General features: G+C 47.6%; 10 protein-coding genes and 2 pseudogenes. 3 read left to right on the top strand and 9 right to left on the bottom strand.

Annotation, left to right across the window (positions count from 1 at the left end; genetic code table 11):
• The 3 genes and pseudogenes from A3EQ_RS20965 to tagD form a co-directional block, all read right to left on the bottom strand.
• The coding region (locus tag A3EQ_RS20965; protein ID WP_020155310.1) for a transposase at positions 1-215 on the bottom strand (215 nt) is incomplete at its 3' end.
• A gap of 140 nt (positions 216-355) precedes the next feature.
• A pseudogene (locus tag A3EQ_RS20970) lies at positions 356-1,564 on the bottom strand (CDP-glycerol glycerophosphotransferase family protein); the annotation flags it as partial.
• A 74-nt stretch (positions 1,565-1,638) separates the two neighbouring features.
• Entirely contained in the window at positions 1,639-2,034 is a 396-nt protein-coding gene (gene tagD / locus A3EQ_RS0111395) for a glycerol-3-phosphate cytidylyltransferase (protein WP_020155312.1), read from the bottom strand.
• Positions 2,035-2,517: 483 nt separating this feature from the next.
• Here tagD and A3EQ_RS0111405 point away from each other — a divergent pair, with 483 nt between their 5' ends.
• Both A3EQ_RS0111405 and A3EQ_RS21725 read left to right on the top strand, forming a co-directional pair.
• Entirely contained in the window at positions 2,518-3,558 is a 1,041-nt protein-coding gene (locus tag A3EQ_RS0111405) for an acyltransferase family protein (protein ID WP_081626227.1), read from the top strand.
• Between the two features lie 95 nt (positions 3,559-3,653).
• Positions 3,654-5,921, top strand: a complete 2,268-nt coding sequence (locus tag A3EQ_RS21725; protein WP_020155315.1) for an SH3 domain-containing protein — start codon at positions 3,654-3,656, stop codon at positions 5,919-5,921.
• 89 nt (positions 5,922-6,010) lie between these two features.
• On the opposite strand, the pseudogene A3EQ_RS23215 reads toward A3EQ_RS21725, so the two are convergent.
• The 5 genes and pseudogenes from A3EQ_RS23215 to manA all read right to left on the bottom strand — a co-directional run bounded on the left by A3EQ_RS23215 (position 6,011) and on the right by manA (position 13,309).
• A pseudogene (locus tag A3EQ_RS23215) lies at positions 6,011-7,089 on the bottom strand (transposase).
• Between the two features lie 189 nt (positions 7,090-7,278).
• Positions 7,279-9,084: an LTA synthase family protein gene (locus tag A3EQ_RS20985; protein ID WP_020155317.1), complete on the bottom strand. Its 1,806-nt coding sequence runs from the start codon at positions 9,082-9,084 to the stop codon at positions 7,279-7,281.
• Positions 9,085-9,273: 189 nt separating this feature from the next.
• The gene (locus A3EQ_RS0111445; RefSeq protein ID WP_026499913.1) at positions 9,274-10,293 is read right to left on the bottom strand and encodes a DUF1646 family protein; all 1,020 of its coding nucleotides are present in this window, start codon (positions 10,291-10,293) and stop codon (positions 9,274-9,276) included.
• A gap of 776 nt (positions 10,294-11,069) precedes the next feature.
• Positions 11,070-11,951, bottom strand: coding sequence for an ROK family protein (locus A3EQ_RS0111455; RefSeq protein ID WP_020155321.1), 882 nt, complete (start codon positions 11,949-11,951; stop codon positions 11,070-11,072).
• 407 nt (positions 11,952-12,358) lie between these two features.
• The gene (manA, locus tag A3EQ_RS0111465; RefSeq protein WP_020155323.1) at positions 12,359-13,309 is read right to left on the bottom strand and encodes a mannose-6-phosphate isomerase, class I; all 951 of its coding nucleotides are present in this window, start codon (positions 13,307-13,309) and stop codon (positions 12,359-12,361) included.
• 586 nt (positions 13,310-13,895) lie between these two features.
• On the opposite strand from manA, the gene A3EQ_RS0111475 reads away from it, so the two are divergent.
• Positions 13,896-14,834 (top strand): HD domain-containing phosphohydrolase, encoded by a 939-nt coding sequence (locus tag A3EQ_RS0111475; RefSeq protein ID WP_020155325.1) that lies wholly within the window; start codon positions 13,896-13,898, stop codon positions 14,832-14,834.
• 251 nt (positions 14,835-15,085) lie between these two features.
• Here the strand turns inward: A3EQ_RS0111475 and A3EQ_RS0111485 are convergent, their stop codons facing one another.
• Positions 15,086-16,690, bottom strand: coding sequence for an ABC transporter permease (locus A3EQ_RS0111485; protein ID WP_020155326.1), 1,605 nt, complete (start codon positions 16,688-16,690; stop codon positions 15,086-15,088).

The following is a 16,690-nucleotide window of genomic DNA, read 5'->3' on the forward strand; positions in this document are numbered from 1 at the left end:
CCCATTCTTGTGTCAAAGCGTCGGACTCGATAACCTGATCGATACCCTTGACGTGAATCTGTCCGTTCTGACTTTTGCGCTTTAATTTTTGCCGATACCTCAGCTTCCATCAATTGCTCACAAAGCCATTGAAGCATGGACAACATGGGGTCTTGTTCAGACATAAACTGGAGTAGCATTTGTTCGAAAGATAAGGTAGAATTCTGGTAAGCCATCGGTTTCAACTCCTTTTGGTTTGCTGGACACTTACCTATTCGGAGTGACCGATGGCTTTTCCTCTTTCTATTTTGCGAACTTTATTATACGTCATCTCCGAGCATTTTTAAAAATTTTTGTACATGACAATTACGGTTTCTTAACATTGAAAAATTTCTTCAACTACTCGTCTTGTAGCATTCCCATCTTCCAAATAGCAAAATTTTTGATAAAATCTGTCAAATGATTCGGGTGAATGATAATTCCTATTCCTAAGTTCATTTATTTTGTCTATTATTTCTCCTGTAGAAAAAACTAATGGCCCGGGCGACTCTTTTTCAATATCAAAGTAAAATCCCCTCAGCACATCCCGATATTCATTAATATCATATACATAAAATAGAATGGGTCTCCTTAAATTGGCATAATCAAAAAATACTGATGAATAGTCGGTTATAAGAATGTCGGAAATGACATAAAGTTCGCGAATATCATTGACATGGGAAACATCGAAAGCAAAACCCTTATAATCCTCCAGATCAAAGGATTCCGCGACCAAATAATGCATCCTTAGCAATAATACATACTCTTCTCCCAACGCCTTTTGCATCTTCTCCAGATCCAATTGTAGTTGGAATTTGTATTTTCCCACTCGGTAATATTGATTATCCCGCCAAGTAGGCGCATATAATATGACTTTTTTATCCGCCGGAAGCTTAAGGTTTCTTTTTATCTTTTCGACATCTTCGGGATTGTAATTATATAAAAAATCATTTCTTGGGTAGCCGCTTTCGATGATCCTTTTTTGAAATCGGAAAGCCCGTCGAAAAATTTCCGTGGAATAAGCATTCGGAGATATTAAATAATCCCATTTTGATGATTCTTTTATAAAATTCCGTTTATATTTTTCTGTATTCGTACCGGGCATATGCACTTCATTCATGTCCAAAGCCAATTTTTTTAACGGTGTTCCATGCCATGTCTGTATATAGGTTGTATGTTTTGGTTTTGGAAGCCACAGCGGCAACCTGCTGTTTGTCACCCAAAATTCAGCTCTCGCCATATAAAAAAGCCATTTTAGCGAAAACCTTTCGACATGGGGTATATTATTTTCTTTAAAATATTGTGTGTATCGTTTATCTACACTCCAATACATAATATATTCCTTGCGGTGCTCTTTCATATATTCATAAATGGCCCTGGGATTACAACTATACTGTTTACCTAAAAAACTTTCAAACATGATTAACTTCTTTTTTACCGGCAAATAAGAAGCTGCTAAAAACGTATATTTATATAATATAAAAGCAATACTTTTTAAAACTGCTTTAATCCCTTTACGCTCTTCCATCTTTGAAGCTATCCTTTCAGTTTAAACTAAAGAAAGCCGGTTCCGCATAGTGAGGCCGTAAAATGGCCATTTGTTACCGGCTACAACAATTTTTATCCATTTTGTACTTTCAAATCTTTTTTAATTTTCGTTGTGGAAATGCCAATTGTTCTTGGTAAATATATTACTTCGCAATAATCTTTAAGAAAATCAAATTTCCCTTTCCAGTCATCGCCCATAACAAATATATCCACATTGTGTTCAATAATGTCTTGAATCTTTTGATCCCATGATCTTTCAGGAATTACTTCATCAACATAGCGAATAGATTCTAAAATCAACTTTCGGTGTTCGTAACTGTAATATGCCTTTTTTCCTTTTATCGCATTAAACTCGTCGGTCGATAAAGCTACAATCAGGTAATCTCCAAGTTCACGAGCCCTTTTTAAGAGATTAATATGGCCCCAATGTAATAGATCATATGTTCCATAAGTAATCACCTTTTTCATGGGTTCACCCCCATTAAAAATGGTAAGAAAGAATTACATTTAATAAAAGTCGTTTCTAAGACATTAAACAACCATGTAGCTTTAATAATAATTATAAAGCCAAAATTTAGGAATTTTCAAATGGTATCAATAAAGTGCGCATCCGCTTTTTGTTAAAATCTTCCGTTCATCATCTTTTCCCAAGCACTCCATGTTATTGCCTTCGAAACTTTATTTATACTATAACAATTTCAGAACACAAATAGCAAGAAGAATTACGCCCTTGATAATTTTTCTAGTTCTTGTTTTAAAAAAGTTTTTCAATTGTATTTTAAAGATTACTTTCATAAAACCTTTATTGCATTTCATCTGAATAGTAATTTATTATTTTCCTTTGTTTCATTGCCTTTTCTTTCCCTTTACAATTCCTTCTCCCGCTTTCTTTTTTCCCCGGTTCTTATATTCTAATAATTGAACATCCAAGAATCGGCGGGAGGTTTTCCAATGAATTCCAATCGAATCCCTTGGTTTGATAACGTCAAGGGAATCATGATCTTTCTGGTCGTATTCGGCCATTTGATTTCCACCTTCAAGAAAATCCCGGGAAACGAACCGGTGCTGTATATATATAATGTGATTTATGTATTCCATATGCCCCTGTTTGTGATGATCAGCGGCTATTTTTACCGCGACGGGAAATACAAAAAAGTCATACAATTTCTTTTTCTCTTTTTCCTCTGGCATTTGATCAACGGCATGTTTGTGAATTTCATCGAGGAAAGGAAGCCGGTCGTGATCGATCCGGGACACCGGCTGTTTGAAGTGTTCGACCCCTATTGGACGATGTGGTATTTGCTCGGAATGATTTTTTGGTATATGATCACCCCTTATATTACCCGCCTCCGTTATCCTTTGGTTTATGCAATCGTCTTCGCTTTTTTGCTGAGCTATTCCGCGGATGTGACCGGCTGGTTCGCTCTCCGGAAATTGGCCAATTTTTACCCGTATTTCCTGATCGGCTATTATTTAGCGCAAAAAAATCTGTTGAACCGGCTGAAAGAAAAGTTGCGGAAACGCCAAAAGGGGGTGTTGAGCCTCCCGCTCCTTGTACTCCTGAGCTTCTTGGCGGGAATGGTCTATCTTACGGCCGAATATCCGAAGATCACGGATCTTTTGCTTTTGGATCAATCGTACCGGCATTTTTCCTGGCCCTTTTATAAAGGCGCCTTCTATCAGCTGCTTTTCTATGGTTTATCCGGAGCCGTTTCCCTTACCATCCTCTTATTGACGCCGGAAAAGAAAAAACTGTTTCTTTTCCATACATTCGGTCTTTTCTCTTTAAACATCTACCTGCTGCATACCTTTTTCGTCCGGGTGTTCCGTCTTACCGTTCCCGAAACGGTATATGCGAACGCCTGGCTGCTGATCCTGGTTTCCTGCATCCTTTCCTTCCTCATTTGCGGTTTTTCCTCCCACCGGCTCGTGCGGAAATTGACCGTGCCTTTCATAAAACCTGATTTGCAGTTTTTATTTAAAACGAAATGAGGCGCCGGGGCCAATAAACAAGCCTCGAACTGGCATGATTTACCACTTGAGAAAAAAGTTTTTCAGACGAATAGAAAGGTAGGGGGGGTGAACGATTGATCCGATTTTGGAAAATCGCCGCCGTTTCCGCCATCCTGTTCTTTTCGGCAACCGCAATGCCGGCACTGCCGGGAAATCATTGGACGGTGGAAGCGGCGGGAACGGTAAAACTGAACAAGGTTCCTTACCTGACGACGGCAAATCTCAATTTACGAACCGGGCCGGGGACAAAGTACAAAGTGATATTGACCATCCCTAAGGGGAAACAGGTAACCGCAACGGAGAAATCCGGAAACTGGTACAAAGTTTCCTATTCATATACTTCCAAGGGCAAAAAATACACAAAGACCGGATGGGTGTCCGGGTCCTATTTGAAAAAGGCGTCGTCATCCGGTTCAAGCGGTTCGGCATCGGGAACAACAAAGATCACCAAAACCGTCTATCAAACGACCGCCAATCTCAATATGCGGACCGGACCGGGGACGAAATATAAGGTGATCTTTACCATTCCGAAAGGAAAAACGGTCAGCGCTACGGAAAAAAGCGGCAGCTGGCTGAAAGTTTCCTACACTTACACATCGAAAGGGAAATCCTATACGAAAACCGGCTGGGTCAGCAGCAGTTATTTAAAGGAATACAACCAATATATCAACACGGCCGGAACCTATTATTTTACGACAAAAACGGCCAATCTTTATTCGGGGCCGAATACGAAAAGCAAGGCCGCTTCCGTACCGAAAGACAATGGATTCTACTCGACGAAAAAAGTCATCAACAGCATCGGGCAAACATTCTATCAAGTTTCTCACAACGGAAAAACGTTGTACATCTATTCGGGAGACGTTAAAAAGGTCAACCCTTCCAACTTCTCTACAACCTTTTATTCGGCTCAAAATGACACCTATTTATACCAAAATCCTGGATACCAGACTCAGAAACTCGTAAAAATTTCAAAAGGTACTGTCATCAGTTCGAATCAGTCGGTCGGTTCCTGGTACAAAGCCGCATTCGACGGGAAAACGGGTTTCGTGCCAACAAAGGATTTTTCCAAATATAATCTGAAATTTACGGAAACCAAAATTTCAGGCGAAGCTTATTTTGTAAATTCCACGACCTACCTGTATCCCTTGCCGGACCAAAAGAACCAAAGCTTAACCACGGTACCCGGCGACCGGATCGTCTGGCCCACCCATAAAACATCCAACGGATGGTTCAAAATCAGTTATTCCGGAAAATCCGGCTACGTGGAAGGAAAATATCTGCTTCAAACTCCCGAAAACGCGATCCCATACTTAACGTTGGATTTAAGAAAACCAGCCAACATCACCGCTCAGGACATCCGGAATTTCTTTGACAGGAAAGGACATTCCGGCAGCCAATTAAAACAGTTTGCGCAAGACTTTGTAGACGCGGGAAAAAAATATGGGATAAACGCTTCATATTTGGTTGCCCACGCCATTTGGGAAACCGGCTGGGGCGGTTCTAATTTAACGTCCTACAAAAATAACCTTTATGGATACGGGGCATATGATTTGTGCCCGTTTACTTGCGGTTATTATTTCCCGAACGTGAAAGAAGGCATCAACTTCGTCGCTTATCAGGTGAAAAACAATTACCTCATGGCAAACGGCCCCAATTTTAACGGGTACCATTTGATCGGCATGAATAAAAAATATGCTACGGACCCCAAATGGAAAATCGGGATCGCCAGCCTGATGGCCGACATGAAGCCCTATGACGCTTCTTATTACAATAATCAAAAACCGGTGGCAGCCAATGGGCCAAAACCGCCGGACTACGGAAGGGACATCCCCGAAGGAAAGCCTGTGCCCGCGGACATCGTCCTTACTTACCCGAAACCGGTAAAAGCGAAAATCATAAACGGAAATGTAAACTTCCGCAGCCTGCCGTACTTAGCCAAGGGAACTGTGATCGAATCCATTACCAACGGTACCGAAGTCACGGTAGTCGGCTATAACACGGATGTGGCTTTTGACCCGGGTCGTAAAGATGCTTACGCCTACCGATGGTACCGCGTGATTTATAACGGCAAAAAAGGATGGGTTAACGGGGAATATTTACAATTTATCGAACCCAAATCGGTCAAAGTGCAAGTGAATATCAAAGAAGGGACGTTAATCATCCGCAACGGCCCCGGTACGGGCCATCGGAAGATCGGCTCGCTGAAAAAGGACGAAATCGTCAAAGCCGTTGTCGACAACACAGGCAACCCGGTTAAATTAAACGGTTGGTACCATATCTATCTCCCCGGCACCAAACATACCGGTTGGATTTCGGAAAAATACGCAGAAATAAGCAAATAACCGCCAAAAAAGCTGCAGTCCAAATGGACTGCAGCTTTTTCCATTTTCTTTTGGTCCTTTGTCAATTGTTGGGGTGGAGGCCTACGGCCTTACCCCACATGGACCCCGATTCTTTTATACTTGTATGTAAGCAGGATCTTGGCCCTTGCCCGCTCGAAGTTCCTGACGCCATACGCATTTCGCTTCATCACTTTCGTATGGTTGTTGATCCCTTCCAAAAAGCCATTCAACTGTTCAGGATTTCCATTTCCCAATTCCTCAAAGTCCGAACACAGTATTGAAACGCTTCAATCCCTGACTCTTCGACACGTTGATAAAATTGATGCAATTCTTCCTTGGTTTGAAGGAGATGCCTTCCGCCCCATTTTCTTTGGCCAGCTCCAGCCAACGGCAAAAGGCCTCCTTCAGTTCATAGGCTTTCTTCAGCGTCTCCGACTTATGGAGGTATCGATTTAAATACCAGCGTTCCTTTGCATTTAGTTCCTCCTTCTTTTTGTAAAAGATCCGCCTCATCCGCTTGCATTTCTTCCGGTCATAATCACTCCATACGGCCTGTTCGTTCCTTCTCACCCGATCCAGCGCCCAATTACGCATACAGGTAACGGCTGATGGTTTTCTTCTTCCGATTTGGCAAAATCCTGCGGTTCTCCCGTCTGGCCGTCGGCGATGATCACCTGGTACTTCCCGGCGCGCGTATCCCCTTTCTATTCATCGATGGCAATGACTTTCGGCAATTCGGAATGACCTTGCAATTCCTTTTTTGCCACCGCATCAAAACTCCGGATCACCGTCGAAACCGAGGCTCCGAACTGGAAAGCCAGGTCTTTGAACGTTTTGGCATGAATGCTTCGCACATTCACGGCCTGGTTCCACTCTTTGGAAAACCGCTGATACCGCTCAACGAACGGATTTTCTTCCGCAAACCGTTTTCCGCATGTTTGGCAGGCATATCTTCTTTTCCTGTAAAAAATGACCGTCGGCCGCTCAAACCATTTGAAATGCCGGATCTTTTGAATGCGGTAGTCGTGGATTTTTCTCCCTTCCGTATCGCAGCGGGGGTAACGGTGAGGCTTCACAGGCATTTCGACAGGTGAATCGAATGTTCACAGGTTTCCACTTTGTTGATTTTCACATCTTTCAAACCGGGGAGAAATAGGTTACGATTCAATTGACACGTGGCTCCTTTCTTTGTTGGTTGACCAAATCCAGTATAAAAGAAATCGGAGCCCACGTGTCTTATTTTTTGAATTGTTTCTAAACCCCAACAAATCGTATAGAGGTTTTCTTTTCTGCCGCTTTGCCTCATCCGTCCACTAAAAAAGGGCGAGCCAAAAACGGGTTGGCCACCCTTTCAGTCTTATTTCTTTTTATCTTTAAAATAATCGCTCCGAATGACCAGGTCGGCGACGGTTAAATCCGGGTAATTTTCCGGCAGCGGGGTGATCTTGTCCCGCGTGATCAAAATCCCTTCGTCGGCGTAGTCGCCTTTCGGGATGACGGCCTTGCCGTCCTCTTGCAATAACAAGTTTTTGCCCATCATATAATAGGTCTTTTCCTTTTCGATCCCCATGAGATCGGCGACCGTCGGCAGGATGTCGATTTGGCCGCCGATGGTGTCGATGACCTTCGGTTCCATGCCCGGATGATAGATGATGAAAGGAATCTGCATAAAGGAACGGACCCATTCCTCATCGCTGATCTCCCTTTTCAGCCACTTTTCCACTTCCCCTTTGTCCTTTTGGAAAAGTCCGTCATGATCGCCGTAGATGACGATGAGGGAATCATCCAACAGCCCTCTTTCCTCCAATCCTTTTATGAAAAGGGCGATGGACTCGTCCATGTAGCGGATCGATTGCAAATAATTGCCGATCGGCGTATTCTCCAGTTCCTTCGGCAGCGAAAGCGACTGTTCTTCCTCCGGTATGGTGAAGGGGACGTGGCTGGTCAAGGTAATAATCAAGGAATAAAAAGGCTGATCGGCCTTTTCCAAAATCGGCAGCGACTGGCGGAACGTCGATTTGTCGGAAAGGCCCATCCCGATGATGTCATCCTGTTTCAAATCATCGATGGCGTAAAATTTTTCGAATCCCAAATGGGGGTATACCATGTTCCGGTTCCAAAAGGTTTCTTCATCCCCGTGGATGGCGAAGGTATGATAGCCTTTCTCCCGGAGCAGTTTGGCCAACGAATGGTAAGTGTTGTTGGGAAAGCGGAAGAAGGTCGCCCCCTGTTTCACCGGATACAGGGACGTCTGTGTCAGTAGTTCGGCGTCGGAACTGTTCCCTTCGACCGTCTGCGGATAGATGTTGGAAAAATACATGCCGTCTTTGACGATCCTGTTCAGGAAGGGGGTGATTTCCTGGCCGTTCACCTTTTGGTTCAGCACGAAGGCTTGAAAGGACTCGACCTGTATAAAAATGAGATTTTTATTCTTTCCGATGCCGAAATAAGGGGATTGCCCTTCGTTTTTTTCCTCCCGGTTTTTTTCGGCAAACCACGTTTGAATCTGTTTCTTCTCCTGTTCGCTCAATTCTTTGGTTTGCCAATCGGTGATCACATTGTAAAGGTCGATCACGTGATGCCCGACGATGCCGTAGGCCTTCACCGCATCCAAGGCGTCCATCGTGCGGAAGGGCATATTGTCGATCCAGACGACTTTAACCGGTTTGGCCGCTGCAAAGAGACATCCTCCGAGAAGGAGCAGGGCGGCGAGTTTGATATTTCCTGGCCCTGAATGCCTTTGCATAAAAACCGGTTTAAAAAGAAGCAGAAGGTCAAGAAAAAATAGGATGTGCAACGGATGCAGCAAATACAAGACGCTTCCGCCCAGCCCGTTCAAGTTCGTGACCTGATATAAAGTGAAAAATTTCAGGGGAGTATGGAAATAGCTCATGTACAGCGTTTCGGCAAGCAAAAAAACGGACAGGCAAAAATCGACAATATACAGGCCGATCTTTCGCGCTTGCAGCGTAAAAAAAGAAAAGATCCCGTAAATCGCCAAAATGGTGCCAAAGGTAACCAGGAAAGCCCCTTGGGTAAAAACGAGCCCGTTCAACAGATGAACCATAATAAACTTTAAAAATATGCAAACGGCTAATAGGATGGACAACCATTCGGGAGGAAAGTGGATTTGCTGCAAGGCCGTTTCAATTTTCCCCTTCATACGTGTATCCTCCGGTTTTCCAGATTTTCCTTTGATCCTCGGGCATTTCGAAAAGAAGTTGTTCCCTTGATAAAAATTGCCGTTTCTCTAAATTTAAAGAAGAAACGACAACCCGACTGAGAAGACCAGACCGGCATCTCCCGAACCGGACGACCGGAACCAAATTTTTCCGTTTCACCGGTTTACACTTTAATAGTATATAAAAACTAATATAACAAAGCAAACGATCATCGACAGGATCCCGATGGGGACGCCGTATCTGGCCCACTCCCTGCTGGTGATATTCAGTCTCCCGGCGGCGACGATGTTCGGAATATTTCCGGGGATCAGCATGCCTCCGCTGATGATCAGCCCCAGCAAAATGGATTGGATCGTCCGGTCCTCCATCAGCGGGCTGATTTCCGCGGCGGCCAAGGTGGCGTTATCCAAAGTGGCGGAAATGATGTTTATCCAATACAGGATCAGAGGATTCAGTCCCACCAAATATTCTTTAATAAACGGCTCAAAGCCGGCGCCGAGCAGCGTCAGCCCCGCGACAAACAAATAGATTTTTGCCGTCCGCAGGAAGATGGCCTTATAGCTTTCCGACAGGGGGCCGGCATCCAGCCCATCGGCAGATTCGGCCGGGCGGATGAGAACCGCCGCCAAAATGCCGTACAAGACAACCGCGGGAATGACAAACATGCCGACCAAATCGATCAAATAAAAAAACTCCGCATCCAATTTGCTGACGGTGATCGTCGACAGCGGCTCCCCGATCGGAGTCAACGCCGCGCCGAGGCCGATGGAAAAACAGGCAAAGATGGTGAACAGGATTTCGGATTTTCGGTCGTAGCGCACCACGCTGGCAACCAATACGAGCACCAGGGCGGCGATGATGGCGGTGATCACGCTAGCGACCAGCCCCAAAACGATAACGACAAGGGCGATAAAAACGCCGGAGGGCAATTTTTGTTGTACGAATAAAATGGCTTTTTCCAAAGGGGAACGGAACCATTTAAAGAGCAGCCCGGAAACGAGAACGGCGGCCGTAATATGGACCGGATCTTCGAGGGCTTTCCGGAGCAGTTCTTCGGAAAATGCATCGCTGACAAAAACGGAAATGATCCCCATGACGAACAAAAATATTTCCAGATTCGCCTCCACTTTGTGAACCGTAAAAGGCAGGACGAGCACAAGCAATAAAATGATCATCAAGCCGATCATCATCTTTTCCTCATCTCCATAAAAACCTTTCTTCCGTTTTCGGAAAGGGCTGATTCGCGGAATGAAAAAGAAAACCCCGTTTCCCAAAGAAACAAGCGGGAGAACGGCCGTTTCATTCCCTGTTAATTCAACCATACCAAAAAACGCCTTCTCCGTCTAATCCTCATGGTCACTTCTCCTTCACATCAGATTTGCGGAATCCTTCAGCGATTCGCAAATTGATTTCGTGAGGCGCCCCGCTTCTGTTAAAGGTGATGGGCGGGCGCTCCCGTGAACGGGGGCCTTCGCTTTTTGGCCGGCGGAAGGAGCCGATCCCGAACAAAATTTTCCCCCGTCGGATGCCGGATCCGAATGAGGCCTTCGCCGGGGGCGCCATGTTTCGGGCGGCCGAATCGGGAATTTCCTCCGGCCGGATCCGGAGTCTCGTACCGCAAAAACCCCTGCGGCATAGTTCTTGCAGTAGAATGAACAATTTTTTCCTGCCGCCGGCTCCGATTCCTGCACCTCCCGGCCCGCGGCTGAAAAAGGCAAAAAAACGCCCGGAAATTCAAATCTTCCGGGCGGTCCGCCATCCTTCCTTGTCTTCAGCCATCTTGTCCCAAAGCGGCAGCGGCGTTTGGGGAAATGGCCGATACGGCACTTTTCCTTCAATCCTTCCATCGGTTTGTTCCAAGGGTTGGTGGCCCGGCCAAGATCCGCCCTGCGGCTTTTCCCTGCCTTCAACCTTTGCTCCAAGGCTCCCTTGGAATGCAAATATTCCCTTCCTGTAACCCTCGCCTTCAACCGGCTTGTTCCAAGGCCCGCTTGGCCAAAACGAGCCCGCCGACGATGCCGGAATCGCCCCGCAGACCGGGACTTACGATATAATCGGAAATCTTTTCATCGACGGCCGGAGCGGTGATATATCCGTTGATCATCTCCCGGACATGCCGGCGGATGAGCGGGAAGATGGCTGCCTGATTGGACACGCCTCCGCCGATGATGATTTTTTCCGGCATCAGGATCATGGTGTATTGGACAACGGCCTGGGCAAGATAATAGGCCTCCAGCTCCCACACCTTCTTCTCGTCCGCCAGCTCCGCTCCCTTCCTGCCCCAGCGTTTTTCAATGGCCGGACCGGAGGCAAGCCCCTCCAAACAGTCCCGATGGAAAGGGCATATGCCTTCGAAGGGGTCGTCCGGCGACTTGCGGACGATAATATGCCCCATTTCCGGGTGGGACATCCCTTCCAGCAATTCCCCGCGGAAAACGGCTCCTGCGCCAATGCCCGTTCCCACGGTCACATAGAGGCATGAATCCGCATCTTTGCCCGCGCCATATACATATTCCCCCAATACGGCGGCATTGACGTCGGTGGTAAATCCGCAAGGCACCTCCAGAGCGTCCTGAAGCGTTTGCAAAAACGGATAGTTTTGCCAGGGAATCTTCGGGGTCTTCAAAATATGGCCGTATGTCGGGCTGTTTTTCTTCACGTCGATGGGGCCGAAGGAGCCGATGCCCAATGCGCTGATCTTTTCTTTCCGAAAAAAGGCGATGACTTCCGGGATGGTTTCGTCCGGCGTCCGCGTCGGTATCGTGATCCGGTCTAAGATCTTTCCGTCCTCCGTCCCGATGGCGCAAACGAATTTGGTTCCTCCCGCTTCGATGGATCCGAGCAACATGGCGAATGTTCCTCCTCTTCCTCAATGTATTCATTATGGGCGGCCCGGGCGCCGGACCGCCTGGAATTTGCACGCGGCTTTCCGCATCCGGAGAACCGCGCGCGGATGATCGTACAAAAACCGTTCATTCCTTCGGTGATTCGGGCAACCGTTCCCTCGTCAAGGGCGAAAACGGGAATGGCCGCCAGAAGAATTCCGCCCGGTTCACCTCCCCGCTTTCCCGCGGATGGAGGATTCAGGAAGCGGCGTCAGGCAAAAAGGCCCCTATTGCGAGGGCCGGATTCCGCCCGGGCAGCAAGCCGGATTCCGCCTTAACCGTTGGACGCATACCTCCCAAACCAACGCGGAATCTGTTCCGATGCCGCGGCCGGAGAGAAATCCCCGGAACACCGGGAATGTCATGCGCGTCAAGGATGGGACACGATCCACTCCATCTTTCCTTCCGTACGGAAGCTTTGGACGGGATTCGGCAAGATGAAATGGTCGCCCTTTTTCAAGGGGAAGCTTTTGTCCCCGACCGTCACACTGCCGCTCCCGCCGATGACGCTCACCAGGAGATAGGGCGCCGTTTTCGGGAATTCCCCTTCCCCGGAGATCTCCCATTTATAAACGGAAAAATATTCGGAGCGGATGAAACAGGTGATGGCGGCCCCTTCATGGGCTTCCTTTTCGAAATGCAAATCGTGGTCCCGGTGGGGAACCGTGATCACATCCAATGCCTTGTCCAAATGCAGTTCCCGCTTGTTTCCCTTTTCGTCGGTCCGGTCATAGTCGTACACCCGGTAGGTCGTATCGGAACTTTGCTGGGTTTCCAAAACGAGGGTCCCTTCACAGAGGGCGTGGATCGTGCCGCTTGGCACAAACAAAAAATCGCCCGGCCGGATGGGAACTCTTCGCAGCAGCCTGTCCCATTCTCCGTTTTTAATCATGTAGTCCAGCTCTTCCTTCGTCTTTGCGTGATGGCCGTAAACGAGTTCCGCCCCCGGTTTGCAATCGATAATGTACCAGCATTCGGTTTTTCCCAATTCGCCATTCTCATGGATTCCGGCGTACTCGTCATCGGGATGGACCTGAACGCTCAAGTCGCTGTTTGCGTCCAAAATCTTGGTCAACAGCGGAAAGACCTCGTTTTGGTCGTCGCCGAACAGTTCCTTCCGGTGTTTTTTCCAGAGATCGCCCAATCCCATGCCTTTATACTCGCCGTTTAACACCGTGCTCTGGCCGTGCGGATGGCCGGATATCGCCCAGCATTCCCCGGTATGATCCGAGGGGATGGCATAACCGAACCGATCCCTTAATGCCGTCCCGCCCCATATCCGCTCTTTGAAAACCGGTTGCAAAAATATCGGTTCCATCATCCCAATCCTCTCCTAATCCTTGATGTTTCGACAAAAGTTTGCCGGCCTCTGATTCCCGTAATATTATACCATTTGTGAAAGGTTCGTTTATATACATTTCTTTTCAATCCGGGAAAAGTAAGCCCTTTTTCTCCCCAATCTCCCCTCTTATCCGCTTTTCCTATCAATCCCTCCGGCCGGAAACCCGGCGCTCTCCTCCCGGCGACCCGTCCGAAGACCGGAGCGGCGCATTTGCTTCCGCTCTTTTTCCCGGCGGGTTACGGCGAAATCTATGAAAATGCCTGCAAAAACCGAAGCAAAAAATTTTTCCGGAACCGACTTCCCTATTTTTGCCGATTTCTGCGGAACGGCGGAAAAAAAGCGCGGGTTTTGTTTTCCGGCCTGTCGAATTTTCGGATAATTATAGTCCGTTTTTCCTTGTTTTTGAAATGGAAGATCTAGTACTTTTTTCTCATTTTTTTAATTTTCGAAAAAAAATACGTAAAAACCCTCTTTTAACTCTATGAAAAAAGGACAAGTTTCAATATAATAGATTCAAAGAGCAGATATCATCTGAGTGGTTACCCTAGTCAGCGGAGGATAATGTATGCAATTTAATCAATACGGATTAGTTCTGCACAAGAACGGGGAGGCTTTGGAAAATATCTCTTATAAAGGAATACAGTTTCAATTGCTCGCTTCCTATGACGGTACAGAAGTCATCAAACACACCTTGGATCAAGGGACAAAATGGACGATTATCTCTTCCAGCGATTGGAACGGGTTGGAATTTTTATATGTGCTGAAAGGCTCCTTGCTCGTCACGGTGGACGAAAAAAAGCTGGAAATCCATGCCGGTGACAACCTGTCATTGGCCCCGGTTAAGAAAACGTGCATCTTCGAGGCGCAAAAACCGACGGAATTCATTTACGTATCTTCACGGCCCGTTTTCAAAAATTACACGGATCTTGTCGAACAATTGAAACAGCTGGGCATCATCGTCGAAGAAAAAGACGGTTATACGGCCGACCATTGCGTACGGATCAAGGAGTTTTCCTTAAGCATCGGAAAGATGCTGAATCTGTCGCAAAAAGAATTGTACGTCCTCCATCTCGGGTCCTTTCTCCATGATATCGGCAAGGTGAAAATCCCCGATTCCATCTTGCAAAAACCCGGAAAACTCACAAAGGAAGAATGGGACATCATCAAGATGCATCCGATTTACGGCAGGGACATTTTGCTGGACTCCAAACTGCCGATGCTCATGCAGGCGGCAACCATCGTGGAACAGCATCACGAACGTTATGACGGGAAAGGCTATCCCTTCGGTCTGAAAGGGGAGGAAATCTCCATCGGCGCCGCCATCGTCGCCGTCGCCGACTCGTTGGATGCGATGACCACGGACCGGGTTTACCGGAAAGCGCGAACTTGGGAAGAAGCCGTGCAGGAAATTAAGAGAGGTAGCGGAACGCTCTATAACCCCAGGGTTGTGGATGCGTTTTTAGCTATAGAATCCAATTTAAAAAAGATGGGAGGATTTGTATGAAAAAACTTCTGTCTTCCGCGCTTTTGACACCGCCTGCACCGTGGGTAAACAGACATCAGCCCCCTGCTCCGTGGGTGAACAAAACTCAGCCGCCCGCACCGTGGGTGAACTGAGAAGCATCCAAGAGGGACTTCATATAAGGAAAACTGCCCGGAAGCCATATGGCCCGGGCAGTTTTCCTTTTTCCCATCCCGCGCAAATCGTGCCGGCCCCTTTCCGGTGTCCGGCGCTTCCGGCACACCGGAAAATGTTCAGCCGGCCAGATCCCTCCGTCTGTAGCCGATCATCCCCGCTGCCGCCGCCACAGCCGCAATGGCCGTCAGAACGGTCAAGGAAAGCCAGTCGATATTTTCCTTCAACGTATCCGGAATATGTTCAAAAACGGACAAACGGGTCAGCCATTCCGGCAAATCCAATAAATCCTTTAAATAAAGGACGAAGAAACAATAGACCAAATATAACCAAAGCAGGTTCGCCGCCTTCGGAAAGAACCCGATGATCAGAACCGCCGCCCCCGCCAATGCCCACAGCGCCGGCAAATAGACGAACGCCGATCGGAACAGGTCCACCGCGGCCAGGGGTTCCTCCATCGTCGCATACAGCGCGGACCAAAGGCCGAGGGCAGCCATGGCTTGCATCAAAACGGAAACGCCGACGGCCGTTCCAAAGAAGGCCGCCATCATGCGATAGCGGGACACCGGGCGGCTGTAAAAATGTTCCATCCGGTTTTTCTGTTCTTCACTTTTTAATTTGAAAAGGACGATTAACGTCGGCACGGAACCGATCAAGGACAGGATCGCCAGCACCAGCCCCAGGAATTGTTCAAGCAAGGAATTTCCGGAATCGGAGTTCAAGAAAACCTGCAAATAATCCAGTTCCTGCAAATAGGTTTCCAAATCGTTCACGATTGACCCGTAGGAAGCGCCCAACAAAAAGACGCCGATTCCCCATGAAATGATCTGCGTTCTTTCCAGGCGAACCACGAAGCCGGGAAGTGTTTGCAAAAAGCGGGAAGCGCGGCTCCTGCCTTTTCTTTCCGGGAGAAATCCCGTCCCCATGTCGCGGATGTTATTCAAATAAAAGGCCAGGACCCCCGCGGCGGCGGCAAAAACCAATGCAAAAATGACGGGCCGCCAATCATTGCTGTAAAACACCTCCGTCCGGACCGCCCAGCCGAGCGGAGAAATCATGGAAACCGTTTCGTTCGACACGTCCCCCGCGGCCCGGATGATGTAAGCGACGATTAAAAAGGCGAAGGAAAACATTGTCGCAGCCCTTGCCGTCTCCATGAACTGGGCGAACAGGGAGGTTACGGCGGCAAAAGCCAATCCGAACGCGCCGAGAACGCATCCGTAAAGGAAGGAGCTTTCCCAATCCATCCCGGAAATATCCAGCGCACCTAGCCCGAAACCGGTCAGCAGGGCCAGCAAGCCGTTGACCAGGAATACCTCCAACGCGGCGGCGTTCAAATAGGCGAGCCTTCCCACGGGCAGGGAGCGGACCAATTCGATCCTGCCCTCTTCTTCGTCCTGCCGCATCGTCTTTCCCACCATTAAAATATTCATGACAGCTACGGCTACCACGGTAAACAACAGCATTTCATGGCCAAATATTACAGCCGTGTTATAGTCCTCCGGCGGGTAACCGGGTCCCAGCATGGCCACCATTGCCGGATTTTGCAACGTTAAAGCCATGGCTTGGATTTCTTCATCAGTTTTATAAAGGGACGGATAGGCAAGCGCCGTCGCCAAGGTCGTAAAGAGAATGCCCGCAAGCCAGATGATGATCTTGAAACGGTCTTGGCGGAGGATCAGCTTCGTGATCTTGAATGTCCCTTTCGCCAGTTGTCCTTTCAT

The sequence above is a fragment of the Caldibacillus debilis DSM 16016 genome, assembly GCF_000383875.1.
GTDB classification, from domain to species: domain Bacteria; phylum Bacillota; class Bacilli; order Bacillales; family Caldibacillaceae; genus Caldibacillus; species Caldibacillus debilis.